Source organism: Sphaerisporangium sp. NPDC049457 (assembly GCF_055586705.1).
Map to the genome: position 1 here is coordinate 135931 of NZ_JBVJHR010000004.1, position 25735 is coordinate 161665.

General features: G+C 72.5%; 20 protein-coding genes and 1 riboswitch. Of the genes, 4 read left to right on the top strand and 16 right to left on the bottom strand.

The features are described 5' to 3' along the window. Positions 1-1368, bottom strand: a complete 1368-nt coding sequence (locus ACZ6QO_RS08205) for a cytochrome ubiquinol oxidase subunit I (RefSeq protein ID WP_465848839.1) — start codon at positions 1366-1368, stop codon at positions 1-3. 248 nt (positions 1369-1616) lie between these two features. Here ACZ6QO_RS08205 and ACZ6QO_RS08210 point away from each other — a divergent pair, with 248 nt between their 5' ends. Next, positions 1617-2603 carry an NAD-dependent epimerase/dehydratase family protein gene (locus tag ACZ6QO_RS08210; protein ID WP_465848841.1) on the top strand — a complete coding sequence of 329 codons (987 nt, stop codon included), beginning with the start codon at positions 1617-1619 and terminating at the stop codon, positions 2601-2603. A gap of 9 nt (positions 2604-2612) precedes the next feature. Here the strand turns inward: ACZ6QO_RS08210 and ACZ6QO_RS08215 are convergent, their stop codons facing one another. The 10 genes from ACZ6QO_RS08215 to ACZ6QO_RS08260 form a co-directional block, all read right to left on the bottom strand. Next, positions 2613-4676, bottom strand: coding sequence for a hypothetical protein (locus ACZ6QO_RS08215; protein ID WP_465848842.1), 2064 nt, complete (start codon positions 4674-4676; stop codon positions 2613-2615). Beyond that, complete coding sequence (locus ACZ6QO_RS08220) at positions 4673-5839, bottom strand: molybdopterin-dependent oxidoreductase (protein ID WP_465848844.1); 1167 nt, start codon at positions 5837-5839, stop codon at positions 4673-4675. The genes ACZ6QO_RS08215 and ACZ6QO_RS08220 overlap by 4 nt, the downstream gene beginning before the upstream one ends. Then, the gene (locus tag ACZ6QO_RS08225; RefSeq protein ID WP_465848845.1) at positions 5818-6429 is read right to left on the bottom strand and encodes a methyltransferase domain-containing protein; all 612 of its coding nucleotides are present in this window, start codon (positions 6427-6429) and stop codon (positions 5818-5820) included. The genes ACZ6QO_RS08220 and ACZ6QO_RS08225 overlap by 22 nt, the downstream gene beginning before the upstream one ends. A 501-nt stretch (positions 6430-6930) precedes the next feature. Further along, positions 6931-8895 carry a glycoside hydrolase family 127 protein gene (locus ACZ6QO_RS08230; protein WP_465848846.1) on the bottom strand — a complete coding sequence of 655 codons (1965 nt, stop codon included), beginning with the start codon at positions 8893-8895 and terminating at the stop codon, positions 6931-6933. 29 nt (positions 8896-8924) lie between these two features. Beyond that, complete coding sequence (locus ACZ6QO_RS08235) at positions 8925-9743, bottom strand: carbohydrate ABC transporter permease (RefSeq protein WP_465848848.1); 819 nt, start codon at positions 9741-9743, stop codon at positions 8925-8927. Then, positions 9740-10720: a carbohydrate ABC transporter permease gene (locus ACZ6QO_RS08240; protein WP_465848850.1), complete on the bottom strand. Its 981-nt coding sequence runs from the start codon at positions 10718-10720 to the stop codon at positions 9740-9742. The genes ACZ6QO_RS08235 and ACZ6QO_RS08240 overlap by 4 nt, the downstream gene beginning before the upstream one ends. Positions 10721-10725: 5 nt before the next feature. Then, positions 10726-12012: a sugar ABC transporter substrate-binding protein gene (locus tag ACZ6QO_RS08245; protein WP_465848851.1), complete on the bottom strand. Its 1287-nt coding sequence runs from the start codon at positions 12010-12012 to the stop codon at positions 10726-10728. Between the two features lie 97 nt (positions 12013-12109). After that, complete coding sequence (locus ACZ6QO_RS08250; RefSeq protein WP_465848853.1) at positions 12110-13126, bottom strand: LacI family DNA-binding transcriptional regulator; 1017 nt, start codon at positions 13124-13126, stop codon at positions 12110-12112. 363 nt (positions 13127-13489) lie between these two features. Beyond that, on the bottom strand, positions 13490-15214 hold the full coding sequence (locus ACZ6QO_RS08255) for a CBM35 domain-containing protein (protein ID WP_465848855.1): 1725 nt from the start codon (positions 15212-15214) through the stop codon (positions 13490-13492). A gap of 129 nt (positions 15215-15343) precedes the next feature. Continuing rightward, a complete protein-coding gene (locus ACZ6QO_RS08260) occupies positions 15344-17299 on the bottom strand; it encodes a glycoside hydrolase family 127 protein (protein ID WP_465848856.1) in 1956 nt (651 codons plus the stop codon). Positions 17300-17517: 218 nt separating this feature from the next. On the opposite strand from ACZ6QO_RS08260, the gene ACZ6QO_RS08265 reads away from it, so the two are divergent. Next, on the top strand, positions 17518-18534 hold the full coding sequence (locus ACZ6QO_RS08265; protein WP_465848858.1) for a LacI family DNA-binding transcriptional regulator: 1017 nt from the start codon (positions 17518-17520) through the stop codon (positions 18532-18534). A gap of 147 nt (positions 18535-18681) precedes the next feature. Here the strand turns inward: ACZ6QO_RS08265 and ACZ6QO_RS08270 are convergent, their stop codons facing one another. From ACZ6QO_RS08270 to ACZ6QO_RS08285, 4 genes are all read right to left on the bottom strand, one after another. Further along, complete coding sequence (locus tag ACZ6QO_RS08270; RefSeq protein ID WP_465848860.1) at positions 18682-19866, bottom strand: anhydro-N-acetylmuramic acid kinase; 1185 nt, start codon at positions 19864-19866, stop codon at positions 18682-18684. 138 nt (positions 19867-20004) lie between these two features. Next, complete coding sequence (locus ACZ6QO_RS08275; RefSeq protein ID WP_465848862.1) at positions 20005-20730, bottom strand: CHAP domain-containing protein; 726 nt, start codon at positions 20728-20730, stop codon at positions 20005-20007. Between the two features lie 304 nt (positions 20731-21034). Continuing rightward, on the bottom strand, positions 21035-21421 hold the full coding sequence (locus ACZ6QO_RS08280; RefSeq protein WP_465848864.1) for a hypothetical protein: 387 nt from the start codon (positions 21419-21421) through the stop codon (positions 21035-21037). A gap of 64 nt (positions 21422-21485) precedes the next feature. Continuing rightward, the gene (locus ACZ6QO_RS08285) at positions 21486-22361 is read right to left on the bottom strand and encodes a glycoside hydrolase family 25 protein (RefSeq protein WP_465848865.1); all 876 of its coding nucleotides are present in this window, start codon (positions 22359-22361) and stop codon (positions 21486-21488) included. A 12-nt stretch (positions 22362-22373) separates the two neighbouring features. Then, positions 22374-22518, bottom strand: a riboswitch (cyclic di-AMP (ydaO/yuaA leader). Between the two features lie 311 nt (positions 22519-22829). Between ACZ6QO_RS08285 and ACZ6QO_RS08290 the strand changes: the two genes are divergently transcribed. Continuing rightward, positions 22830-23876 carry a LacI family DNA-binding transcriptional regulator gene (locus tag ACZ6QO_RS08290; protein ID WP_465848866.1) on the top strand — a complete coding sequence of 349 codons (1047 nt, stop codon included), beginning with the start codon at positions 22830-22832 and terminating at the stop codon, positions 23874-23876. Between the two features lie 22 nt (positions 23877-23898). On the opposite strand, the gene ACZ6QO_RS08295 is transcribed toward ACZ6QO_RS08290, so the two are convergent. Further along, positions 23899-24102: a hypothetical protein gene (locus tag ACZ6QO_RS08295; RefSeq protein ID WP_465848868.1), complete on the bottom strand. Its 204-nt coding sequence runs from the start codon at positions 24100-24102 to the stop codon at positions 23899-23901. A gap of 356 nt (positions 24103-24458) precedes the next feature. On the opposite strand from ACZ6QO_RS08295, the gene ACZ6QO_RS08300 reads away from it, so the two are divergent. After that, on the top strand, positions 24459-25703 hold the full coding sequence (locus tag ACZ6QO_RS08300) for a PP2C family protein-serine/threonine phosphatase (RefSeq protein ID WP_465848870.1): 1245 nt from the start codon (positions 24459-24461) through the stop codon (positions 25701-25703). Positions 25704-25735: the final 32 nt, after the last annotated feature.

Consider the following 25735-nt stretch of genomic DNA (forward strand, 5'->3'; position numbering starts at 1 on the left):
TCACACCACTCTCTCATCGGCGACGTCCGGTTCCTGGGGCGCGACGGGCACCGGCCTGTCGCGGGCCAGGCGGCGGAGGACGTACACGGTCGCGACCGTCAGCACGACGTACACCAGGCTCACCAGCACGAAGCCCCACACCAGGCCGGGCGCGGGGTTGACCGCCTCTGCGGTGCGCATCACGCGGTAGACGATCCACGGCTGGCGTCCCACCTCGGTGACGACCCAGCCCGACTCCAGGGCCAGCACGGCGGCCACTCCGGAGACCGCGGCGGCGCGCAGGAACCACGGTGAGCTCGGCAGGTCGCGACGCCGGATCCAGGCCACGGCCAGCCAGGCCGACAGCGCCAGCAACGCGAACCCCGCGCCGACCATGATCTGGAAGGCCCAGTGCACCACGTTGACCGGCGGGTGGTCGGCGAGCGGCACCCGGTCCAGCCCCATGATCTCGGCGCCGGTATCCCAGTGGGCCAGCAGCGACAGCCCGTTGGGTATCTCCAGGGCGTAGCGCATCTCGCCGTCCAGGGCGATGCCGCCCAGGTGCAGCGGCACACCGCTCCGGGTGTGGAACACCCCTTCCATCGCGGCGAGCTTGACCGGCTGGTTGTCCGCGACGAAGTGGGCCGCCCAGTCGCCCACGACGATCTGCGCCGGGGTGACGACGGCCGCGACCGTCAGCGGCAGCAGCAGGCCGAGGCGGTGGTAGCGGTCGCGGCGCCCGCGCAGCATGGCGACTCCGTAGACACCGGCGATGCCGAACCCGGCCACCATGAACGCCGCCAGGATCATGTGCACCGTCTGCGGCGGCGTCGCCGGGTTGAACATCGCCGCCCACGGATCCACCGCCACCACCCGGCCGCCCTCCGTCCGGAAGCCGGTCGGCTGCTGCATCCACGCGTTGGCCGTGACGACGAAGAAGGCGCTGGCCACCCCGGCCAGCACGATCGGGATGCCGGCGAGCATGTGGGCCACCGGAGGCATCCGGTCCCAGGCGTACAGGTAGACGCCGAGGAAGATGGCCTCGATGAAGAAGGCGATGCCCTCCAGGGCGAACGGCAGGCCGATGACCTGGCCGTACAGACCCATCAGTCCCGGCCACAGCAGGCCCATCTCGAACGACAGGATCGTCCCCGACACCGCGCCGACGGCGAACAGCACGCCCATGGCCCTGGCCCATCGGCGGGCCAGCAGCCGGTAGTGGACGTCGCCGCGACGGTGCCCGCGCCACTCGGCCATCAGCGTGATGGCCGGCATGCCCACGCCCAGGCACGCCAGGACGATGTGCCAGCCCAGGGACAGCGCCATCTGCGCGCGAGCGGCGCCGAGGCCGGCGGCACCGGCGACGGCCGGCAGGTCAGCGATCATCATGATCCACCCCCGATGACTGGTGGAGCGCCGCGGCCGGTGATGATCAGCACCGGGACGAAGGGCGACCGGGACGGACGGCCGTCCCAAGGAACGGGCCGCGAGGCCCTTACCCCTCCGTGCCTGCCCGATCTTCCGGCCCCGGCAAACCTCCGTCCTTCCCTGGACGCGGAAGGCCTACTTCTTACGGTGTGCGAACGGTGGCGGGCCGGGCCGGGCCCGCGGGCGGGGCGCGGCCTACGCTCGGCCGGGTGAGGGTACTCGTGACCGGTTCGGCCGGGTTCATCGGTGGTCATGTCGTGGAAGCGCTGGCAGAGGCCGGGCATGACGTGGCGGGGTTCGACCTGCGCGACGGACAGGACGTGCGCGACGACGCCGTGCTGGACCGGGCGCTGCCCGGCGTGCGGGCCGTGGTCCACCAGGCGGCCAAGGTCGGCCTGGGCGTGGACGTCGCCGACCTGCCGGACTACACCTCGGTCAACGCCTACGGCACCGCCGTCCTGCTGGCGGCGATGGCCCGGCATGGCGTGCGCCGGCTGGTGCTGGCCTCCTCGATGGTGGTCTACGGGGAAGGCGCCTACGACTGTCCCCGGCACGGGCGCGTGCGGCCGGGCCCGCGCACGGCCGCAGACCTGGCGCGGGGGTCGTTCGAACCGCGCTGCCCCCGGTGCGGCTCTCCGGCGGTCTCCGCCACGATCGGCGAGGACGCCCCGCTCGACCCGCGCAACGCCTACGCCACCACCAAGCTCGCCCAGGAGCACCTGGCCGCCAACTGGGCCAGGGAGACCGGCGGCACGGCGGTCGCCCTGCGCTACCACAACGTGTACGGGCCGAGGATGCCCAGGGACACGCCGTACTCCGGCGTGGCGGCCATCTTCCGGTCCGCCCTGGAGGCGGGCCGAGCGCCGAAGGTGTTCGAGGACGGCGGGCAGCGGCGCGACTTCGTGCACGTCCGCGACGTCGCCCGCGCCAACCTCGCCGCCCTGTCCGGCGGGACGCCTGGGGCACTGGCGGCGTACAACATCGCCAGCGGCGAACCTCACACGGTGGGCGAGATGGCCGCCGCGCTCGCCGCGGCGCGAGGTGGCCCCGAGCCGGTCGTCACCGGGGAGTACCGGCTCGGCGACGTGCGGCACATCGTGGCCTCACCCGTCCGGGCCGCCGAGGACCTCGGCTTCCGGGCGCACGTCGCCTTCGCCGAGGGCATGAAGGAGTTCGCCGACGCCCCCCTCGCCTGACCCCGCACGTCACCAGGGGGAGGCGACCAGTGCCTGCAGCAGCAGGCCGGTGAGGGCCTGCGCGGCGAGCATGCGGCGTCCGGGCGCGTACGCCGCCGCCAGGCCGATCCAGACGGCGAAGGGCACCCAGATGCGTTCCACCTCTCCCCGGGTCACCCCGCTGACGTCCAACGCCAGCACCGCCGCCATCGCCGCCGCCACGATCGCGGCGACGCCGTCGCCACGCGCCCGGTCCGTCACGACGGTGACGGCACGCCGGAGACGCGTCCGACTCGTCCCGGCGACGCCGCCCGGGGCGATGTCGGCGTCGGGGGCCGTGCCGGCGCCGGGCCGGCGATCACGGTCGGCCGGGTCGACGGCGGGGCGGCCGGTGAGGCCCCGAACGGCGCGGACGGCGCGGACGGCGCGGAAGAGCCCCGCGGTGGTGGCCGGGCCGGTGACCAGGGCGAGGACGCCGAGGTTGGCCACCAGGAAGTACAGGTAGGGCCGGGCGGCGCCCGGGTCGGCGGCCCACTCCGCATGGGTGGCCGCCACCCCGGCGGGCCACCAGAAGCCCGCCGCCGCGAACGCCACGGTCACGGCCGCCGCTCCCGCCAGCGCGGCGAGCACGGCCCGGCGCGGCAGGCGTACCAGCACGGCGGCCGTCGCCGGGATCGCCAGGTAGGGGACCAGGCCGTAGCTCAGATACGGCAGCGCGCCCAGCAGCACCCCCGCGCCCGCCGCGAACCACGTCCTGGCCGCGGTGCTCCCGCCGAGGACGAGCAGCGCGACGCCCCACGCGCCGACGCCCGCGAAGAAGGCGTCCATCGTGGTGGCGATCCAGACCGAGACCGGCGCGAGGGCCAGGTACGGCAGCGCGCGCCGCGCCGCCTGCTCGCCCGCCAGGCGGCGCACGGTCAGGCCGATCGCCACCACGGCCGAACAGCCGACGATGATGACGAGAATCGCCGCCCACAGCGGCCCGTCCAGTCCCACGGCCGCGAGCGCCCAGACGACCAGCACCGGCAGCGGCGGATGCCCGCGTACGTGCGTCGGATACTCCGGCAGCCGCTGGGTGAAACCCGCCAGCCAGCCGAGCGGGTCGTCCCCCACCGCGGGCAGCGCCGCCAGGTACTCCTGAGGATGGGTGAACGGCGCGGCCGGCCCGTCGGCCGACATCGCCAGCAGGACCGTCCAGGCGAGCGCGAAGCCGTAGGCGACCAGAGACGCCCGCCAGAACCCGCCCCGCCTGACCAGAGCGGGAAGGATCTGTACCGCGACGGCGGCCATGACCGCCGCCGGCAGGAGCGTGACCGTGAGGACCCGGAAGTGGGCGTGCAGCGGCGGCAGGTGGTCGATGCGGAGCACGCCGAGCCCGTGCAGCACCGCGCCGGCCGCGAAGCAGCCGGCGACCAGCGCCCCCCACACCACCAGCGCCCCCCGCCCGGCCACCACCTCACGACCGGCGCCCGCTCCACGTCCGGCCGGGGCCTCGCTCTCGGCCGGGCGGGCCGTGAACCGGGACGCGAGCCGGGATGCGAGCATGGCCGCGATGGCGGCGAGGGCGATGACGGCCAGGACCAGGAGCAGGTTGCGTCCGTAGTCCAGCGGCAGCAGCGACGGGTTGTCGGCTCGCCGGCCGATGCCCAGCACCATGGGCAGCGCGATCAGGCAGCACACCGCCGCCACGCCCAGCGCCGCTCGCACCCAGAACCGGTACGGCTCGCGCACCGCCCCGGCGAGGGCGGCGGCCGCCATGACGAGCGGCACGAGGACGCCGTCGTGCGCGGCGATCAGCCCGCCGAACCACAGGGCCCAGCCGAGCGGGTCGGTGCGGTGGGCGTCCACCGCCAGACCGCCGAGCCCGGTGACGACCAGCGCGCCGCCCGCGCCGTACCCCGCCCATCGCGGCCACCGGCGGCGGGACGCCGCGGCCGGAGCGCCCGCCATGGCGCCGGAGGTCGCGACGGGCTCGTCCACGGCGTTCCCGGAGACGTCGAGCGGCTTGTCCGGGAGGTCGTGGGAGTCGACGGCCGGCCGTGTGCCGACTCCGGCCGCCTCGCGCGCCTCTGCCGCCTCGGGCGGCTCGTTCATGAGACCACCACCTCGGTGACCCACTTGGTCTGCAACACTCCGGGCCGGTCGGGCGCGATGAGGCGGACCGGGAAGCCGTGGTCGGGCGCGAGCGGCGCGCCGTTGAGCCGCAGGGCCAGCAGCGTCAGGGGGTCGCGCCAGTGCGGCGGACGCACCTCGCTGGACCGGTAGGCTCCGCCCCGCTCCAGCGACTCGACCGTGACCACGGCGTCGCCGGCCGCGCCCGCCCGCGCGAGCAGGTCGCGCAGCCGGATCCCGGTCCACTCGGCGTCGGCGCTCCACCCCTCGACGCAGGAGATCGGCAGCCGGACGGTGTGCTGCGGCAGCCGCAGCAGATCGGCGTAGGCGAAGGACAGCTCGGCGCGGACCGCGCCGGTCACCCGCAGGCGGTACCCCGGGTCGCCGGCGGCCCCGGTCACGCCGGCGGCGGCCGCCGTCTTGTTCACCGGGACGCCCTGCGGGCCGACGCCCTGGGCGCGCGGGGCCAGGACGGCGAGCCGGGACAGGGGCGGGTAGGTCTCCCCCACGGTGACCAGGACGGTGAGCCCGGAGGCGGCGGCCACGGTGGCGAGGAACCGCCGCCTGCCCGTGGCGTCCGGACCGACCGGCTCCCGGGTCCACAACCGCGCGCGGACCTTCGCCCACTCGTTGACCACGTGGACGACCAGCGCGCCGTAGACCAGGTAGGCCGTCCAGTAGTGCGCGGCGGTGAACGAGAACGGCCACAGGTAGGCGTAGGAGATGTTGAGCAGTCCGGTGACGAGCTGGAACAGCGAGCCGCCCACCAGGAGCAGCACGAGCGCCCGTTCCACCGCGTGCGACGCCGACCGGAACGGCGGCCACTGGAACAGCTTGGGGTAGACGGTCCACAGCTTGGCCAGCAGCAGCGGGATCGTCGCGAGCCCGCCGATGACGTGCACGCCCTGGGTGACGCGGTAGAGGTTCACCGGCCGGGACGGCCAGAGCAGCCACGCGGGCGGGTGCTGCATGAAGTGGCTGACCAGCCCGGTGGCGAACGCGGCCGTGAAGGCGCCCCCGAGCCACACGCCGAGCTGGGCGGCCACCCGTTCCGAATGCAGCGAGCTGCTGAACCGCCCGGACACGCCTCGCACGAAGCCCTCCGCCCGGGTGTTCAGGGCGGTCAGGTCAGGGCGGCGAACCATCGTCCCGCCTCGTTCCAGTGGTCGGCGGCCGGGAAGCCGCAGCGCCTGGCCAGCGGCTCGATGTCGTCGGCGGAGACCGTCGCCCAGGTGAACCACTCGGCCACCCGGCCGCCGTGGCGCAGCCGTACCCGCTCAACCCCGCTCGGCGTGCCGGGCGGCGCCAGTTCGGCGAGCACCGCGCCGCCGGGACGCACCAGCTCGCGCAGCCGCCGCAGCAGCGCCACCGGGTCGCCGCCGATGCCGATGTTGCCGTCGGCCAGCAGGGCCACGGCCCACCGGCCGGTGCCCGGCAGCGGCTCGAAGACGTTCCTGCGCAGCGCGGGACCGCCGGCGCCGCGCGTCAGCGCGACGGCCAGGGGGGTGATGTCGATGCCGAGGACCGGGACGCCCATGCGGGCGAGCGCCGAGGTCAGCCGGCCGGGACCGGAGCCGACGTCCAGCGTCGGACCGTCGCACCTGTCCAGCAGCCGGCGATCGCCGGCGATGGGCCGCAGCCAGCGTTCGGCGGCCAGGGGGCGGACTCTGCCGTCGGAGTACTCGACGTCCACGTCCTCTCCCTGCAACGCGTCTTCGTAGAGGGCGCCGATCACGCGGCAACCTCGCCCTCGCCCGGTGCCGCGGCCGGAGAGCCGGCGGAAGCCTGGGCACCGGTGGTAGCCGGGGCGCCGCCCCTTTCACCTGCCGGCCGGCCGAGGGCGGGGAATTCCGCCGGGCGATCGGTCGCGTCGGACTTCTTGATCACTCTGCGACCTTACAGCGGAAGGCGTTCGTCAACCCTTACGAAGCTGTGACGTGATGTCCCACCTACGCTCACAGGTAGGTTGACCTGGGAGTACGCGTGCCACCGAGGAAGCGGGGCGCCGACGGCGGAATACCGTTTCCAAACAGGGACCGATAAGCGTGAGAAATTATCGCTGAACCGGTTCATATAACAAGTGTGACGATGATCTCCCACTCTTCGCGCGGCGACCGCGCCCGCGCGGGCGGCGGGGCCGTCCCCGCCCGCCGCACGCGAAGTTATCCACAGTTTCCACAGAGTCGTACACAGGTTCGAATATGATCTCCACCGGTACCGGCGGGGCGTCCGCCGGTCAGTCCGTCGTGGAGACGGGCAGCCACACGCGCATGCCGGACGGCCCGCGCTGTGCCCACGAGTGGTACGGCCGCAACGGCACGTCGAACCACCCGCCGCCCGCCTCGTCGCCGGCCGGGCCGCCGCCCGCGGAGTAGGCCCAGCCGGCGTCGCCGTACGAGACCAGCCGGCCGCGCACACCCGCGCCCCCGGCGTCCTCAAGCGGGCCGGACGCCGGGTCCACGACCAGGGCGTCGAGCCCGTCGGGGCCTGGAAGGTCGCGCGACTCCACGCACATCACCTCGGGGCCGCGCTCGACGGCGACGCAGCCGCGCACCGCGTCGATGCGCGGGTCGGGCCAGGTGAAGCGGGGCCGTACCGGCAGTTCGAGGATGATCACCTCGCCCGCCCGGAAGGCCCGCCGGATCGTGGCCGTGCCGGGGCCGACCGGCCGCGTCCGCCCGCCTTCGGTCACCGTGGCCCCGTCCGCCCACGCGGGCACCCGCAGCGACAGGGTCCACGGCGACGGAGCGTCGGCGGCGATGTGGACGCGGACGGTCCCGGTCTCGGGGTAGGCCGTCTCGACGTCGACGGCCACCCGCCGCCCGTCCGGCAGGTCGGCGCGGATCACGGAAGGGGCGTACTGGTGGATCTGCAGGCCGTCGTCGTCGGTCGTGGCGAGGTAGCCGCCGAGGCCGGCCAGCGTGCGGGCGACGTTGGTGGGACAGCAGGAGACCTCGAACCACGCGGCCCGGGTGCCCCCCTCTGCGCGGGGGCTCACCTCGTCGGCGACGGCCTCCTTGCCGGGAACCCGCTGGTGCAGGGGGTTGGCGTAGAAGAACGCCGTCCCGCCGGGGCTCGGCGAGGTCGCGACGACGTTGTAGAGCGTCCGCTCGATCAGGTCGGTGTAGCGGACGTCGCCGGTGGCGAGGTACAGCCGCCAGGACACCATGACGGAGGCGACGCCCGCGCACGTCTCGCAGTAGGCCCGGTCGGGCGGCAGCTCCCAGTCCTCGCCGAAGCCCTCGTCCTGGTGGCGCGAGCCCATGCCGCCGGTGATGTAGGTCCGGCGCGCCACCGAGCGCTCCCACTGCCGTTCCACCGCGCGCAACAGCTCGTCGTCGCCGCGTTCGACGGCGACGTCCACCGCGGCCGCCGTGAGATAGAGGGCGCGCACGGCGTGGCCGCGCCAGACGCCGGCCTCCCTGATCGGCACGTCGTCCTGGAAGTACGCGCGTCCCAGCGGGACGTCGCGGAGTGTGCCGTGGCCGCGGCGTTCGAGGAACAGGCGGGCCTGCTCGACGTAGCGGTCCTCGCCCAGCGCCCGGCCGAACTCGGCCAGGCCGACCTCGATCTCGGGGTGGCCGCAGATCTTCCGCATCCCCGTCTCGCCGAACGTACGGCACACGTGGTCCGCGGCGCGCCGGGCGACGCGGACCAGTTCGTCCTCGCCCGCCGTGCGCAGCCGCGCCACCGCGGCCTGCAGGAGGTGCCCGGTGTTGTAGAGCTCGTGGCCCATCTCAAGGTCGCTGTAGCGCGGCGGCCGCCCGGGGTGGCCGAAGCAGGTGTTGAGGTAGCCGTCGGGGTCCTGCGCCCGGGCGACGCGCGCGGTGAGCCGCTTGATCGCGGCCTCCGCCCCAGCGTCGCCGGTGCGGCCGAACTCCCAGGCGAGCGCCTCCAGCAGCTTGTAGACCTCCGAGTCGGAGAACGACCAGCCGGGACGGTCGGCGGACGTCGTCCCGTCGGCGACGCGGTCGAAGTTCGCCAGCCAGCCGAGGCGTTCCATCCACTCCTCGCAGTGGGCGAGCGTCGCGGCGGCGTTCACGGCCTGGCGCTCGCCCCAGAAGCCGCCGGTGACCGCCGCCTGCGCGAGGCCGAGGGGACGCGCCCGTCCGTGGGACGGGACCACGGGGCGGCCGCCCGCCGGGTCGGCGACGGGGCGGGCGGCCGCCGGATGGGCGCCGGTCCGGCGGGGTTCGGTCATGTGCTGAGCCTTTCGCGTCGTCACGGTGGTCAGTCCTTCACGGCGCCGGCGGTGACGCCGGCCGCGATGTAACGCTGCGCGAGGACGAGGAGGAAGGCGGCCGGGATCGAGGCGATCACCGCGGTCGCCATGATGGAGTTCCACTGCGTGGTGTTGTTGCCGATGTAGCGATAGATGCCGAGCGTGATCGGGATCGTGTCGCTGTTGCGGTTGAGGGTCGAGGCGAAGATGAAGTCCGACCAGGCCCACAGGAACGCGAACAGCGAGACGGTGATCACCGAGTTGCGGCTCAGCGGCAGGATCACCGACCGGAACGTGCGCCAGGTGCTCGCCCCGTCGATCTGGGCCGCGGCCATGAGCTCGGCGGGGATGCCCGCCATGAACGCGCGGAAGAGCAGCACCCCGAACGGCACGGCCAGCGTCGAGTCGGCGACGATCAGGCCCCCGATGGTGTTCAGCATGCCGAGCCTGATGTAGATGGCGTAGAACCCCATGGCCATGACGACGCCGGGGATCATCTGCGCGACGAGCAGCACGAAGTCCAGGCCTCCGCCGCCGCGCGGCCGCAGCTTGGCGAGCGCGAACCCGGCGGGCAGCGCCACCACCAGGGTGAGGACGACGGTGCCGAGGCCGATGAACAGGCTGGTGGCCAGCGCGGGCAGCTGCTGGCCGAGCGCGGCGGTGTACCCCTCGAACGTGGCGTCCCACGGGAACCAGTGCGGGGGGTCGGCGCGCATGTCGCTCGTCTTGGTGAGCGAGACGTTGACCATCCAGTAGACCGGGAAGAGCATCAGCCCTACCAGCACGATGCCCAGCGCGGTCTTCCACCAGGAGCGGTGCCCGGTCATCCGCGTTCCTCCTTGCGCCGCAGGTACACGTGGGCGAGACCGGCGGCGAACGCGATGAGGATCAGCAGGTTGCCGACGGCCGCCGCCGGGGAGAAGTCGGGCTGCCCCGTGCCGAACGCCTCCCGGTAGGACCAGATGGCCAGCGTGGTGGACGCGTCCGCCGGGCCTCCCCTGGTCATGATCCAGATGATGTCGACGACCTTGAGCGTGTAGATCAGCCCCAGCAGCAGCGTGATCGCAGACACCGGGCGCAGCAGGGGGAAGGTGATGCGGCGGAAGCGCTGCCACGCGTTCGCCCCGTCCAGACCCGCGGCCTCGTACAGGTCGGGCGAGATGTTCTGCAGACCGGCGTACAGGATGACCAGGTTGAACGGGATCCCGAGCCAGATGTTGGCGATGGTGACCGCCAGCAGCGAGGTGTCGGGGGAGGTGAGCCAGTTGATCTGGCCGATCCCGAACGCCTGCAGGGCCGCGTTCACCACGCCGTTGTCGCTGTTGAGCATCCACGACCAGGTGGAGGCCGAGACGATCAGGGGCAGCAGCCACGGGACGAGGAACATCGCGCGCAGCACCGCCGACAGGCGGAAGTTGCGGTGGAAGAACACCGCGAGGGCCAGGCCGATGGCGTACTGGGCGGCGATGGAGCCCAGGGTGAACACGACGGTGTTGCGCAGCGCCCGCAGGAAGGTGTCGCCGGACAGCACGTCCTGGTAGTTGGCCAGGCCGACGAAGTCGGGGTCGCCCCGCACGAACGCGCGCGGGGTGTAGTCGTGCACGCTCAGCTCGATGTTGCGGTACAGCGGGTAGGCGTAGAAGACCAGCAGGTAGACCAGCAGCGGAGCGAGGAAGGCGACGGCCGTCCACCGCCCGGAGCGCGGGGCGCCCGGACGGGGACGGCGCGCACGGCCGTCGTTCCCCGCCGGACTCCCCGCGCCGCCGTCCGATGCCGGGACCGGGCCGGTACGAAGGGCAGTCATCGGTCTCAGTCGCCGATGGCCTGCTTGGCCTGGGCCTGCGCTTCCTTCAGCGCGTCGGCGGGCGAGGCCGCGCCGCTGAGCGCCTTCTGCACCGCGGTCCACAGCGCCTCGGAGATCTTCGGGTAGTTCGTGCCGAGGTTGTCGCTGGTGCGGCCCTTGGCCGAGCGGACCGCCTCCACCCACGGCTTGAGGCCGGAGTCCTCGGCGAGGATGGCCTGCTGCCCCTCGGCGGTGGAGGGGATGTAGTAGGCGAACGTCTTGCCCGTCTCTACCAGGCCCTCGGGCGTGGTCATGCACTCGACGATCTTCTTGGTGGCGGTGTAGCGCTTGGTGTCCTTCTGCATCGGCACCGTGATGAACTCACCGCCCGTCGGCGCGGGGGCCGCGCCGCCCGCCTTGGCGGGGATCTGGATGACGCCGGTGGGGAACTTCGCCTTGGCGGCGCTGTTGATCTGCCAGGTGCCGTTCTCGGCGAAGGCGAAGTCGCCGGTCAGGAACTCCTCCCAGGTGGTGTTCTGGGAGTTGCTGATGACGGAGTTGGGGGCGATGCCGTCCTTGACCCACGTGCGCCACAGGTCGAGCGCCTCGACGGCCTGCGGCGAGTCGAGCTGGGTGAGCTGCGCGCCGGAGCCCCAGAACCACGGCAGGAACTGGAAGGAGCCCTCCTCGGTGCCGATCGCCGCGAACGTGATCGGCTTCTTGCCGGCGTCCTTGACCTTCTTCAGCGCCGCGCCGAACGACTTCCAGTCCGTGATGGAACCGGGGTCCACGTCGGCGGCGTCGAGGATCTTCTTGTTGTAGTACAGCGCGAGCGTGTTGGCGCCGATGGGGATGCCGTAGGTCTTGCCGTCGAGCTCACCGGCGGCGATGAGGTTCTTGTCGAACTTCGCCGTGTCGAGGCCGAACTCGTCCATGGTGGCGAGCATGCCGGCGTCCGCCAGGGTGGAGACGACGGGGTTGTCGAGCAGGATGACGTCGGGCGCGGTTCCCTCCTGGCCGGCGAGCAGCGCCTGGTTCGTCAGCGCGGTGGTGTCGTAGGCGGTGCGCTTGACGGTGACGCCGGCCTGCTTGGCGCAGGCGTCCACGCGCTTCGCCCAGGCGGAGTCGGCGTCGTGCTGCGGGTAGGGGTCCCACCAGGTGTAGGTGGCGGCGGCGCCGTCGCCGGTCGCCGCCGTCCCGCCGTCGCCGCCGCCGCTGCCGCCGCTGGGAGCGGACGCGCAGGCGGTCAGCGTGCACAGGGCGAGGGCGGCGACTCCGAACGCGGCCTTGGCCGGGAAAGATGTACGGTGCATCGGATCACTCCAGATGTGTTAGCGATCACATCGCGCATTTCGGGGGGTGGTAACGCGCTTTGGGGCCCGCGTTCGGCGGGCGGGGGACGGGTGGGTGCTACGCCGGAGGGCTGGTACTGCCCCGAGACACCAGCTCGGCGGAGATGAAGCGCACGACGTAGGGTTCTCTGCGCGCCGCGGCCGACTCGACGCGGCGCACGACCTGGCGCACCGCCATGGAGCCCAGCCGGTCCGGCGCGCTCTCGATGAACGAATAGGGCAGGGAGAAGGTCGCCGCGAACTCGGCGGAGTAGCGCCCGATGACCGACAGGTCCTCGGGCACCCGCAGCCCCCGTTCGTAGGTGACGGACGGCAGTGCCGCGGCGGCCGCTTCATTGTTGATCAGCAGGCCGGTCGCCGAGGGGTAGGTGTCGAGCAGGGTGTGCAGCAGACGCCCGACGGCCGGCTGCCGCGACTCGCCGTACACGGCGTGCAGGGTGACGCCGTGCCGTCGTGCCTGTTCCAGGGCCGCGTCCCGCAGGCGCCACACGTACGCGCCGCCCCGGGCCACCACGTGTTCGGGCTGCGAGATCAGGATGAGCTCGCGGTGGCCGAGCCGGTGGAGATGGTCCACCATGCCGCGCCCTGCCTCTTCGAAGTCGAGGTCGAACACGTCCAGCCCTGAGCAGTCGCCGGGCAGGCCGACGAGGGCCCCGGGCTGCGCCGCCGCGCGCAGGACGGGCAGCCGCGGATCGTCCTGCGCGATGTTCATCAGGACGACGCCGTCGACCATGCGGGAGTCGGTGATGCGCCGCAGCGCCCGGGAGCCCTCGGCCTCGGTGACCAGCAGCGTGTCATAGCCGAGGTCGCGGGCGGTGTCGGTGACGCCCTGGATGTACTGCATCATCGCGGGCGCGAACTCGTCTTTGTGGAACCGCGCGAGCAGACCGAGGACCTTGGTCTGGGAGGTGGCGAGCGCGCGGGCGCCCGCGTTCGGCGTGTAGTCGAGCGCCTCGGCGGCCGCGAGGACGCGCCGGCGCACCTCCTCCGAGATGGGCCGCTTGCCCGACAGCGCGTAGGACGCCGTGCTGCGGCTCACCCCGGCCTCCCGGGCCACGTCTCCGATCGTCGCCACTCGCACCTCCTCCATTGAACCGGTTCGACGATTAGCCAAGCCATTGCTTCCCCGAATCGCGCCCCGGCCGCCGCGGTGCAGAACGCCGCATCCGGGAAGTACACAGGCCACACCGCCCTTGACTCGGCACGTCTCAGGCGGCGATCACCGGTGAACGTTCGGATCGGCGAACCGGTTCAACGATGTGCTCGACGTTACTCGGAGATGAAGCCACGTCAATAGCATGTTTCCGGCTATATCGAATCGTGACTCGCCGTAGCGCCGGCGGCGCGGCGCGACGGCCGGGAAGCGGGCAGCACAAGGTGACCGTCCGCGCCCCCGGACCGTGGGGGCGCGGACGGCCACGCGGGCCGCGCCGGCCGGTCAGGTGAGCTGGATGTAGTCCAGCTCGGCGTAGCCGGTCCCGCCGCCGAAGGAGGGCGACCCCTTGGCCAGGCGGATCACGTTGTAGCCGGCCCGGAGGTTCACAGTGGTGGCCACCGTGGCGCCGAACTGGCCCCAGCCCGAGGTGGGCGGATAGCTCACGGTGGTCCAGGCCCCGCCGTTCCAGGCGAGGCCCTGGGTGGCGGTGGCCCCGGTCCCGTTCGCGTACCCGATGGTCATGGTGTACGAGCGGGCGGACGGCACGTTGACGACGAAGTCGACGTAGCTGTCGGTGCGCGGCGTGCCGGAGTTGTCGATGCGGCCGACGTACCCCCGGCCGGACGCGCTCGCCGAGGTGAGCCGCTGGGCGCGGAAGACCGAGGCGTTCTCGGCCTCGTAGCGCTGCTGGTAGGACGGCACCCCGCTGACCGGCTGGACGACCAGGTTGTAGGCGCTGGTGGCCGACATGTTCGGCACCGGCACACTGATCTGGCCGTTGCTGACCGTATAGGTGCTGGTGGAGATCGTGGTGGGCGCGGACACGGCGGTGAACCGGCCGCCGGCCGGGGTGGACTGCAGCGTGACCCGCACGCTGGAGCCGAGGGCGCCGAGGCCGGTGACGCGCACGGTGTTGGTGCCGGACTCGTTGCCGAACACCACGTTGACGATCTTGCGGGTGCCGTCGTAGGCGGCGAAGCCGTCCAGCCCGGTCTGGGTGGCGGGCGTGGTGGCGACCATGTCGCCGGCCATGTCGCCGTACCACTTGTACAGCCACCAGGTGCCGGTGGGCTGGTTGTTGTTGACGACCAGGCCGTTCATCGTGCCGTACTCGTACCAGAACGCCCGGTGCGCGGACTCCACCCCCGCGCGCTCGAACTTGGCCACGTAACTGGCCACCCGGCCCGGCACGTCGACCTCTCCGGTCGCGGCGTACTCGTTGATGGAGATGCGCCGCGGGCTGATGCCCAGCGACGACTCCAGTGCGCGGTAGTCGGCGATGTCACCGGCGACGCGCGCGGGGTCCACCAGCTCGTGCCAGCAGATGATGTCGGGCAGCGTGCCGGTGGCCTTGGCGTTGGAGAGGAAGGACGACATCCAGGAGCGGTTGTAGGTCGCCGTGCTCGGCCCGACGATCGGGGTCTGCGCGTCCAGCGCGCGCACGGCCCGGTAGGTGCGGGTCCAGCCGTCGTTGAACGAGCCGGCGGCGGCGGTGTCCCACGTCCAGTCGGGCTCGTTCCACAGCTCCCAGCCGATGATGTTGGTCACGCCGGTCGCTCCCAGCCGCGCCCGCACCATGGTGTCCACCTTGGCGAGCCAGTCGTTCCAGCTCACCCACCGGTAGGGGAAGTTCGGGTAGATGTCGGGCATCCGGATGAACTCGCCGGCGCCCACCCGGGTGGCCTGCGGGGCGACCAGAAGCGCGTCGCCGCCGGGCGGCTGGCCGTTCGGCCGCTGACCCACCCCGGGGGCGGGCTGGGTCAGCGAGTTGACCTTGATCGGCAGCAGGGTGGAGTCGGCCGGTCTGCCGTTCTCGGCCAGCCCGTACAACCCGCCCGAGGCGACGTGGGTCACCGGCCGGAACGGCTGGGCGACGTTGACGGTGAGCGTGGCGCCGGCCGCCTCGGCGGGGGCCGAGGGGACGAGCGCCCCCACCGCCACGGTGACCAGGGCCGCGGCCAGCCGGACGGCTCTGGCGCGGCGGGGTTTGCGCTGGGATCTGTGCACGGGCCTACCTCGTTTCGTCGGATCGTCGATGCCGGTGAGGTGAAACCGGACCGCGTCCCCCCGAGGCGGCGCACCGCGCCGCGGGCGGTCCCTTGCAGACGGCGGGCCGTGCGGGAACGGCCCGTCCGGTCATCCCGCGGCGGCCACCGGAACCCACACGCGCATCGGGCCCTCCGTCCGGTTCCCCCACAGGAAGTACGGCACCGCCGTGAGGGCGAGCGGGGCGCCCGGCCGCTCCCGCGCCTCGCCGGCGGCGTAGAGCGGCGCGTCCGCCGCGTCCGCCGGCAGCCCGGTCGTGTGCAGCACGACCGGGACGTCCTCTCGCCCGGCCGTCGTGACGGGCGCCGCCGGGTCCAGCCGGACGTCCTCCAGAAGGGCGCCGGGCGGCAGATCGGCCTGTTCCAGGCAGTACACGAGCGGCCCGCGGGTCAGGGCAGCGCAGCCGCGCACCGCGTCCACCCGAGGGTGCGCGGCCACCCGGCGGACGGGCATCTCCAGGTCCAGGACGACGCTCGTCGCCTCCCCCCAGGCCCGGGTCAGCCGCACGTACCCGTCCCGGGCCTCGGCCGCGACCGGCTCGCCGTCGACCAGGACCGTGTGCGAGGAGCACCAGGCGGGCACGCGCAGGGCCAGCGTCCACGGCTCGTCGCCGTGGCCGGCGTCGGTGGCCACGGTGAGCTCGACCCGTCCATGCCACGGGTAGTCGGTGCGCATCCGCACCGAAGCCGGGCCGGCCGCCACGGTGGCCGTGGCGTAGAGGTGGACGCGCAGCTCGTCGCCGCCGGTGGCCAGGTAGCCGTGCAGCGAGGACATCAGCCGGGCGATGTTGGGCGGGCAGCAGGCGCACGAGTACCAGGGCAGCCGGCGCGACGCCGACTCCTCCCCCGACGCCGCGTGGCCGGTGCGCACCTGGAGGGGGTTGGAGTAGAAGAAGCGCCTGCCGTCGGAGGAGACCGAGACGGCGACGGCGTTGTACAGCACCCGTTCCATCTCGTCGGCGTAGCGGGCACGGCCGGTGGCCAGCAGCAGCCGCCAGTTCCACTGGAAGCTCGCGATGGCCGCGCAGGTCTCGCCGTACGCCCGGTCGGGCGGCAGCTCGTACGCGTCGCCGTAGGCCTCGTCGCGGTGGCGGGAGCCGTGCGCTCCGGTGAGGTAGGTGCGGGCGCGGAAGGCGTCGTCCCACAGCCGCTCGGCGGCCGCCAGCAGTGCCGTGTCGCCGGTCTCCACGGCCACGTCCACCATGCCCGCCAGCAGGTAGAGCTGCCGCACGGCGTGCCCGGCGACCTCGGTCGCCTCGCGCGGCGGCACGTGGTCCTGGTAGTAGTGCGCGCCGAACCGTCCGTGGCCGAGCAGACCGCGGCCGCGCAGGTCGATGAAGCGGCGGGCCAGGTCCAGATAGGGACGGTGACCGGTGAGGCGGTGCAGCTCGGCCAGCGCGGTCTCGATCTCCGGGTGGCCGCAGACCTCCTCGACGCCGTCCGGCCCGAAGCGCTCCACCAGCAGGTCGGCGAAGCGGCGGGCGACGCGGACCAGCTCGGGGGCCACATCACTACGGGCGGCGGCGACCGCGGCCTGGATGAGATGGCCCGCGCAGTACAGCTCGTGGCTCCAGTCGGGCCTTCGCCAGCGCTGGTCGGGCTCGGCGACGGTGAAGTAGGAGTTGAGGTAGCCGTCGGGCCGCTGGACGCGGGCCAGCAGCTCGGTCGTCTCGTCGACGAAGCCGCGCAGGAAGGCGTCGCCGGGGGTGGCGCCGAGCTGCCAGGCCGCCGCCTCCAGCGTCTTGTGGACGTCGGAGTCGGCGAACCACATGCCACGGAAGGCGTGGGCGGTCCCATCGGCGGTCCCGGCTGCAGTCCCGGCTGCAGTCCCGTCGGCGGCCGCGCGGAGGTTGCCGAGATTGCCGCTCGCCTCCAGCCGCTCCACACAGTGGGGAAGGGTCTCCTCGGCGTTGCGGCGCTGCCACTGTCCGAGAAGGCCTTCCCCGCCCAGCCGCACCTGGTCCATGCTCAACGGGCGAAGGGCGGCGACGGCTTCGGGACCCGGGACGGCCGGGCCTGGGACGGCCGGGGATGTGAGAGTGGCCACGGCGTTCTCCGCCGGCTTCGGCTCGGTCATTCCCTGTCTCTGTCTCTCGTGGTGTCTCGTGACGTGCAGGAAACGCTAGGAAAACGATTTCCTGGACGTTACAACGGCTGATCGCGTGCGTCAATACCACGTTTCCACAGTGTGAAGACGACACGTGTCCGCCGCCCGCCAGACTGTAAAGTGAGCTGGAAGAAACGACGTCGGAAACCGAGGAAAAGATGGGAAAGCTGGAGCGTCACGCCACGATCGCCGACGTCGCGGCGCTGGCCGGGGTGTCGGTGGGCACGGCCTCCAAGGCGCTGAACGGGCGCGGGTCGCTCCGCGAGGAGACCCGCCTGCGGGTGCGCGAGGCCGCCGCACAGCTGAGTTTCCAGGTCAACGCGGGGGCGCGCAGCCTGCACTCGGGCCGCACCTACACGGTCGGCATGATCACGACGGACACCATCGGCCGCTTCAGCATCCCGGTCATGATGGGCGCCGAGGACGCCCTGGGCGCCGGGCAGATGTCGATCTTCTTGTGCGACGGGCGCGACGACCCCATCCGCGAGCAGTACTACCTCAACACGCTGCTCGGCCGCCGGGTCGACGGCATCATCGTCACCGGCAGGCGCACGCAGGCGCGGGCGCCCATCGGCGCGGGCCTGCCCATACCGGTGGTGTACGCCTTCATCAGCTCCACCGACCCGGGCGACTGCTCGGTCGTGCCGGACGAGGCCGGCGGCACCCGCAAGGCCATCGACCACCTGCTCGCCCTCGGCCGCCACCGCGTCGCCCACATCACCGGGCCCGAACACCACCACTCGGCGCAGGTGCGCTCGGCCGCGGCGGCCGGGCGACTGGCCGAGGCCGGCCTCTCCCTGGCCGCGCCGCCGCTGTTCGGCGAGTGGAGCGAGATATGGGGACGCCAGGCCGCGGGCATCCTGCTGACCCGGGGTGCCGAGTTCGACGCGGTCTTCTGCGGCAGCGACCAGATCGCCCGCGGTGTCTCCGACGCGCTGCGCGCCGCCGGGCGCGGGGTCCCGGGCGACGTCGCCCTCGTCGGCTTCGACAACTGGGACGTGATGGCCGAGAGCTCACAGCCGCCGCTCACGAGCATCGACATGAACCTCGAAGGGCTCGGCCGCTCGGCCGCCGAGATGCTCCTGGCCGCGATCAACGGCGCGCCGTCCCCCGGCCGCCACACCCACCCCTGCCAGCTCGTGGTCCGCGAGTCCACCTCGATCCCGCTGCCCTAGCGCGGTGTCCACTCACCTTGACCGCGCCCAAGGATCTCGCCGCCTCAGTGGGTGTGTTCTCCGGCGCCGAAACGGCCGGTCATCGGTACGGCGAAACCGGCGCCGCCCTTACGGCGGCCGGCCCGGCGAACGTCCGTGGACACCGCACTAGCGGTGGCGGCGGGTCAGCGTGAGCGCTCGCGGCGCCTCGGTGACGGCGGGCGGGAACGCGAGCGGCCCCGATCCGGGGGTGAGGGCGCCGAGGACGCGGGCGGCGGGCGCCCCGGTGCCCGCGGGGATGTTCCCCGGCAGGCCGTGCGCGGTGTGCCAGCCGATCAGGGCGAACGCGATCGCCTCCTTGTCGTCGGCCGGCGCGCCGTACTCGTCGCTGAGCCGCACGGTCACGCCGGGAAGCGCCCGGCGCAGGCCGTCCATGAGCACGGGGTTGCGGCATCCGCCCCCCGAGACGACGAGGAGGCCGGCGCCGCTCGCCGCCACGTCGCGGGCGACCGTGCGGACGGTCAGCTCGGTCAGGGTCGCGACGAGGTCGGCGGCGCCGGGCCGGGTGCCCGCCTTCGCCATCGCCTCCTCGACGTGGCCCAGGTGGAACAGTTCCTTGCCGGTGCTCTTCGGGGCGGGCAGCCGGTAGTACGGCTCGCCGAGCAGGACCGCGAGAAGGCCCTCGTCGACGGAGCCCGAGGCGGCGATGCGCCCGTCCACGTCGAACCCGCGGTCGTTCAGCCTCCGGCTCGCCACGACGGCGTCGATGAGCGCGTTCGCCGGCCCGATGTCGTAGGCGACGATGTCGCCGGGGCCGCGCAGCACCGTCATGTTCGAGATCCCGCCCAGGTTGAGCGCGGCGGCGGCGCCGCCGGAGTGGCCGGCGAGCAGCAGGACGTCGAGCAGGCAGACGAGCGGAGCGCCGTTCCCGCCCGCCGCGATGTCGCGGACGCGCACGTCGGACAGGACGGGCGCGCCCGTGCGTTCGGCGATCCACGCGGCGCCGCCGATCTGCAGGGTGCCAAGGGCGTGCGCGCCTTCGACCCAGTGGAACACCGTCTGCCCGTGGGAGACGATCAGGTCGACCGGCCCGGCCCGGCCGATCGCGGCGGCCGCGGCCTCGGCGAAGCTCTGACCGATGAGGGTGTCGAGCCGGCACACCTCGCCGAGCGTGGTCGCCGACGGGGGAAGCGCCTCGGCGAGGCGGGCGCGGAGCCCGGCGGGGTAGGGCGTGGACGCGGTGAACTCGACCACTCCGCTGAGCGTGCCACCGGCGTACGCGGGGTCGAAGTCGACCAGGGCCGCGTCGACGCCGTCATGGGAGGTTCCGGAGATCATGCCGAGGATCCTCATGACGGCCCTCCGACGCTCGACGCCTGCCCGGTCCTCTCTTGTCGACACTATCGGCAGGCCGCGGGCCTCCCGCGTCACCGGTGCCGGGTCGCGCGGGGCCGGTCTGCCATGTCAGGGAGTTTCGCGGGCGCCGGCCTGTCAGGTCAGGGAGCGGTGCCGCCTGGCGCGCCTGCGGTGGCGGCCGTGGGACACGGCCGCGCGCCCGGTCCGGGTCACGTGGCTCATCACCAGAACGGATCCGAGCAGGATGGTCACGACTCCCGTCGCCATCGCCGCCGCGTCCTCCGGGCCGGAGAACCCGAACACCGGCTGTGCCCGTGCCACCGCGCCCGCCGCGGCGTTCGACCCGGCCGACGCCCCGTCCGCCGCCGGCATGACCGGCGCGTCGGTGCGGCTCCGGTTCTCCAGGACCTTGCGCGGCAGGCCGTAGCCGACGACCTTGCTCTCATCGCGGACCTTGCGCTTCAGCCACACCTTGTCGACGTTGGCCTCGATGGTGTGGATGTTGCCGTTCTCCACCTTCTCGACCACGCCGACATGGTCGATCTTGCCGATCTTCTTGGAACCCGCCCAGTCGTAGAACACGAGCGCGCCGGGCTCGGGGACGTCCGACCACGCTCCCTGCTCTTTGAACCAGTTCGCGTGGGACGGCGTCCAGGCGAACTGGCCGACGTAGTCCTGGACGCCCGCCTTGTCGGCCGCCCAGGCGATGAACATGTCGCACCAGGGTGCGTTCTTGTACTGAGGGTCGCGGTCGACGTTGCCCGCGTACCAGCTGCCGAACTTGGTGTACTGACCCGCCTTCTCGCGATAGCCCAGTTCCGGGCGTATCGCTTCGAGTAAGCCATCAGCGATCGGATCCACTACTTCGGGGTCTCCTCTGCGCGATCCGCCCGCCGGGAGGCGACGCCTGCGTACGGGAACGATCCAACGGTGACGCCGACCGGGCGCACTGCCACGGTCACCCTCGCGGAGACGCGGTTCCCCGGCTTCCGATCTCCACGGCGCGGCCCTTGACCTGGCGGCCGCCTCGGAGCGCGGACCGCTTACCGAGCACTGTAATAGATCATAAGCGACAAAGTATTAAGAACGCCGGAATTCACCCAAGTGATCAAACACCGCCGCATCACGACATTCCGGACAGCCAACGGCGGGATGACATCGCCGCTCAGTGCCCGGAATCGCCGTGCGCGCCGTCCTCGGCGTGCGGACCGGAGTCCGCCGGCGCCTGCTCGGCGCGGAGGGTGAAATCAGCGGTGCGGACCTCGCCCTCATGACGGAAGTCGAGGAACAGCCGGTAGTCGCCGCCGCTCGGCGCCTCGGCGTAGAAGACGATCTCAGGCCCGGGCTTGGTCCTGCCGTCGCCCGGCACGCCGTCGGGATGGACGTGCAGGTAGGCCAGGTCTCGGGCGCGCAGCGCCACGAGGTGGCCGTACGCCCCGAGGTAGGGCTCAAGGCCGGTGACCGGCGCGCCGTTCCTGGTGACCTTCAGGGTGAGCCTGCTCGCCCGCCCGGGGGTCAGGTCGCCGTCGAGGGTGACGGTGTAGCCGTCCACATGGGCCGTCCGGCTGGGTTCATGCGCGGCCGACGGCGTCATGACCGGCCGGCGCCGCGTGCTCTCAGCGGCGGCCGAGGGCGCGCAGCTGGTCGGGGGTCAGGGGGGAGACGTTCTGGTCGACGGGAACGTCGGTGTACTGGTGGATGGTCCAGGACTTCCAGTCCGCGGGCGGCGTGACGTCGCCCTTCGCCCTGCCGTAGTAGGCGACCCACAGGGGATAGGCGGCCAGGCCGTGTCCGTAGGTGTCGGCGAAGTTCCAGCCGCTGTAGAACAGCGGGGTGACGCCGGTCTCGGCCTTCACATGGGCGAGCCAGGTCTTGGCCCAGGCGTTGACGTGCTCGACGGACTCGCCGTCGGCGGTCTCCAGGTCCAGCACCAGCAGATCACCGCGCTCGGCGGGCTGTGAGTCCACCACAGACAGGAAGTAGTCGGCCTCGGCGATGGGGTCGTTGCTGGGATGACCATAGTGGTACGCGCCCCGGACGATGCCCTTCTTGCCCAGTTCCCGCCAGTGGCGGGCGAAAGCCGAGTCGCGGAAGGTCAGGCCCTCGGTGGCCTTGATGATGCCGAACTTCGCCGGGCTCGCGCTCCAGTCGTGATCGGCCTCGTAGGCGGAGACGTCCTGGCCGTAGGTGTGGTCCGGGGTGAGGTCCGTCGGCGCGGCCTCCGCCGGACCGGTCAGCACGAAGGCGGCCGCGGCCGCGGACACGGCCAGCGTCGTGATCGCGACGGCGGCGCCGCGGCGCCTGCGCGCGAGGTTCGAAAGGACGCCGGAAAGGCTCAGGCGTGTACCGGGGAGGCTCGAGCGGGTACCGGAGAGGTCCGGGCGTGTGCCGGAGGGGTTCGGGCGGTCCCCGGGGGGGCTCGGGCGGTCCTTGGAGAGGTGCAGGCGGTCGCCGAGGGAGCGGACGACCAAGGAAAGCCGGTAGGTGGGCATGAAGGGGCGTACTCCTAGCTTCCTTACCGCTTACCGGGTTAGCTGACGGGTTCGGGCAGGAAGTGCCCTACGGTGCGCCCTGGGGCCGGCGCTCCGATTCACCCCGGAAGACTTGGGTCCCCGGTTCCGCGAGGCGCGGATTCAGCGGGCGCGTGACCCCGCCGGGACGGAGTCCCATGGGGTACGCGCGGTGTGGGCAACGAACCGGCAACGGGTACGACGGCGAGAGCCATCGGCACGTATACCGTGTCCGCTAAAGGTACATGCAACACCATAAGGGTGTAAACATGGACAAATCGCCCACAAGGCGTCGCGACCTCGCCGGCGGGCACGCCGAACGCCGTCCGCCGGAGGCCGAGACGTTCGGGGCACGAGGAGATGAGCGCCGATGACCGAGGGCGGCGCCATGGCGGGCGACACAGCCGCCCACATCGGAAACACGCGGTCATCGGCGGCTAAGCTGCTGGCATGACCGCTTCGCGCGAGTCGCCTCCTGCGGCAGGGCACCGTTCCCCCCTCACCATCGCGGAGATCGCCGAGCTGGCCGAGGTGTCGATCTCGACGGTGTCCAAGGTCGTCAACGGCAAGGCCGAGGTCTCACCGGGCACCCGCGCGACCATCGAAAGGATCATCGAGGAGCACGGCTACCGGCGCCGCAGAAAGCCGGCGAGCCGGACCTCGATGGTCGAGCTCGTCTTCCACGAGCTGGAACCGGCGGCCGGCTACGCGATGGAGATCATCAGCGGCGTGGAGGCGGTGGCGCGGGAGCACCGGCTCTCCCTCCTGCTGTCGCAGCTCCTGGGCCGGCGGGTCGCCGACCCCGAATGGTTCGAAGGCATCCTGCACCGGCGTCCGTCGGGGTTGATCGCCGTGTTCTCCGGGTTCACCCGCGACCAGCTGCAGCGGCTACGCGACCGGAACATCCCCCTGGTCCTGCTGGACCCGACCGGCGAACCGGGTCACGGGGTGCCGTCGGTGGGCGCCGGCAACTGGAGCGGAGGCCTCACGGCCACCCGTCACCTGCTCGAACTGGGGCATCGGCGCATCGCCGTCATCACCGGGCCCCGGCAGCTGCTGTCGGCCAGAGCACGGCTGGACGGCTACCGCGCGGCGATGGACGAGGCCGGCGTGCCGGTGCATCCGTCCTGGGTGCGCGAGGCGGAGTTCCTGCTGGAGGCCGGCATCGAGAACGCCCTCGATCTGCTGGCCCTCCCCGAACCGCCGACCGCCGTCTTCGCCTCCAACGACAGCCAGGCCATGGGCGTCTACCAGGCCGCGGCCAAGCTGGGCCTGCGCGTTCCCGACGATCTCAGCGTGGTCGGCTTCGACGACCTGACACCGGCGCGGTGGGTGACCCCTCCGCTCACCACCGTCCGCCAGCCGCTCAGGGAGATGGGGACGGCCGCCGCGTCCATGGTGATCGCACTCGCCCGCGACGAACCGCTGTCGCACAACCGCCTCATCCTGACCACCGACCTGATCGTCCGCCAGAGCACCGCCGCTCCCCGGAGGTGACGCCGGAGCCGGGCGGCGCGTGTCAGGCCGAGGTCGGCCTCTCGTATCCCTCGTCCTCTCCGTAGACGTCCTTGTCGGGATCGCCTTCCGGCTGGTTCGCCGGATCGGTGGGCGAAGGAGCGAACTCGCCGGCGAAGTCGGGTTCGTCGTGGATGTCCTCCTGTCGCGCTCTGCGGTCCGCGAGCGGGATGCCCTCGTCGTCCGGCCGGGATTCAGGGTGTGACATGGTTCCTCCCAAGAGACGGCGACGCCGCGCACCGGAAGCGCCCGGCGACGGTCCTGCCTGCGTACCCCACGATGACCTGCTCAATCGGCGGCACGCCTGAACCCGCCAGACGCTTCGGCGCGCGATCGGCCAAGGACGATCTACCGGGGACGGGAAGCGCCGTCCGCCGCCGAGGGGTGTTCCGCGCCGGACGGTGTAGGCCGCAGAGCCGTGGGCAGATCGCACGACGAGCCCTCCGGCTTCCCGGCCGGTAGGCGACGATGGGCGTTCGGACGCGCGGTCGCCGGCCGATCGCGGGGCACCGGGTCGTCGGACAAAGAGCACTGAGGTTCATCAAGGGACGCGGGTGGTCGCATGTGGCCGGGAACACCGGGAACACCGGGGACGTGGTAGACACCGGAACGGCGCGGATGCTCGCCGGGCTGCTGGACGACAGCCACGTGGCGGCCTTCGAGGATGTGCCTTCCTTGGTTCGGCGGCACGCGAGCCGGGCCGGCCTGTGCGGCGTGCTGATCTATCTCGTCGACCTGCAGCAGGAGGTGCTCCGCCTGCTCACCGGTCGCGGAGACGACGCCGGGCAGGGCGCGCAGTCCGAGCCGGCCGAGCTCAGGATCGACACGACGCCGGCCGGCCGGGCCTTCCAGGAGATACGGATCCTCGAGCTCACCGGCGCCGTGGGGCGGCCGGCCCATTGGTGGGTGCCGTTGCTGGACGGCACGGAGAGGCTCGGAGTCCTGCGGGTGTCGGCCGCCGAGCACCGCCACGCCTCGCGCGACGACATGCTGGCCCTGGCGTCGCTGGTCGCGCTGCTGGTGGTGAGCAAGCGCTCCCACAGCGACTCCTACGCACGGCTGGTGCGCACCCGGCCGATGCACGTCGCCGCGGAGATGCAATGGAACCTCATGCCACCGCTCACCTTCGCCTGCCGGCAGGTGGTCATCAGCGCCGCCCTGGAACCGGCCTACGAGGTCGGCGGAGACGCCTTCGACTACGCCGTCGCCGGCGAGAAGGCGCACCTGAGCATCTTCGACGCCATGGGCCATGACGTCTCGGCCGGGCTCACCGCCTCCCTGGCGGTCGCCGCCTGCCGCAACAGGCGCCGCCAGGGCGCCGGCCTGGTGGAGACCAGCGAGGCGATCGGACACACCCTGATCGAGGAGTTCGGCCGGGCCACCCGCTTCGTCACCGCGATATTGGCCGATCTGGACCTGTCCACCGGCATGCTGACCTGGGTCAACCGCGGTCATCACCCGCCGGTCGTGATCCGCGGCGACCGCCTGACCACCCACCTGCGTTGCCCGCCCGCGCACCCCATGGGGCTGGACCTCGGCCTGCCGGCCATCCTGTGCCACGAACAGCTGCGGCCCGGCGACCGGGTGCTCCTGTACACCGACGGGATCACCGAAGCCCGCGATCCCCAGGGCCTGGAGTTCGGCCTGAGCCGCTTCACCGACTTCATCATCCGCGAGAACGCCGCCGGCCTGCCGGTACCGGAGACCCTGCGCCGCTTGATCCACAACGTGCTGGACCATCACGGCCATGATCTTCAGGACGACGCCACGGTCCTGCTGGTCGAATGGCACGGTTCCGGACCCGGGTGACCACGGGATTCATCGACATCCGAATGACCACG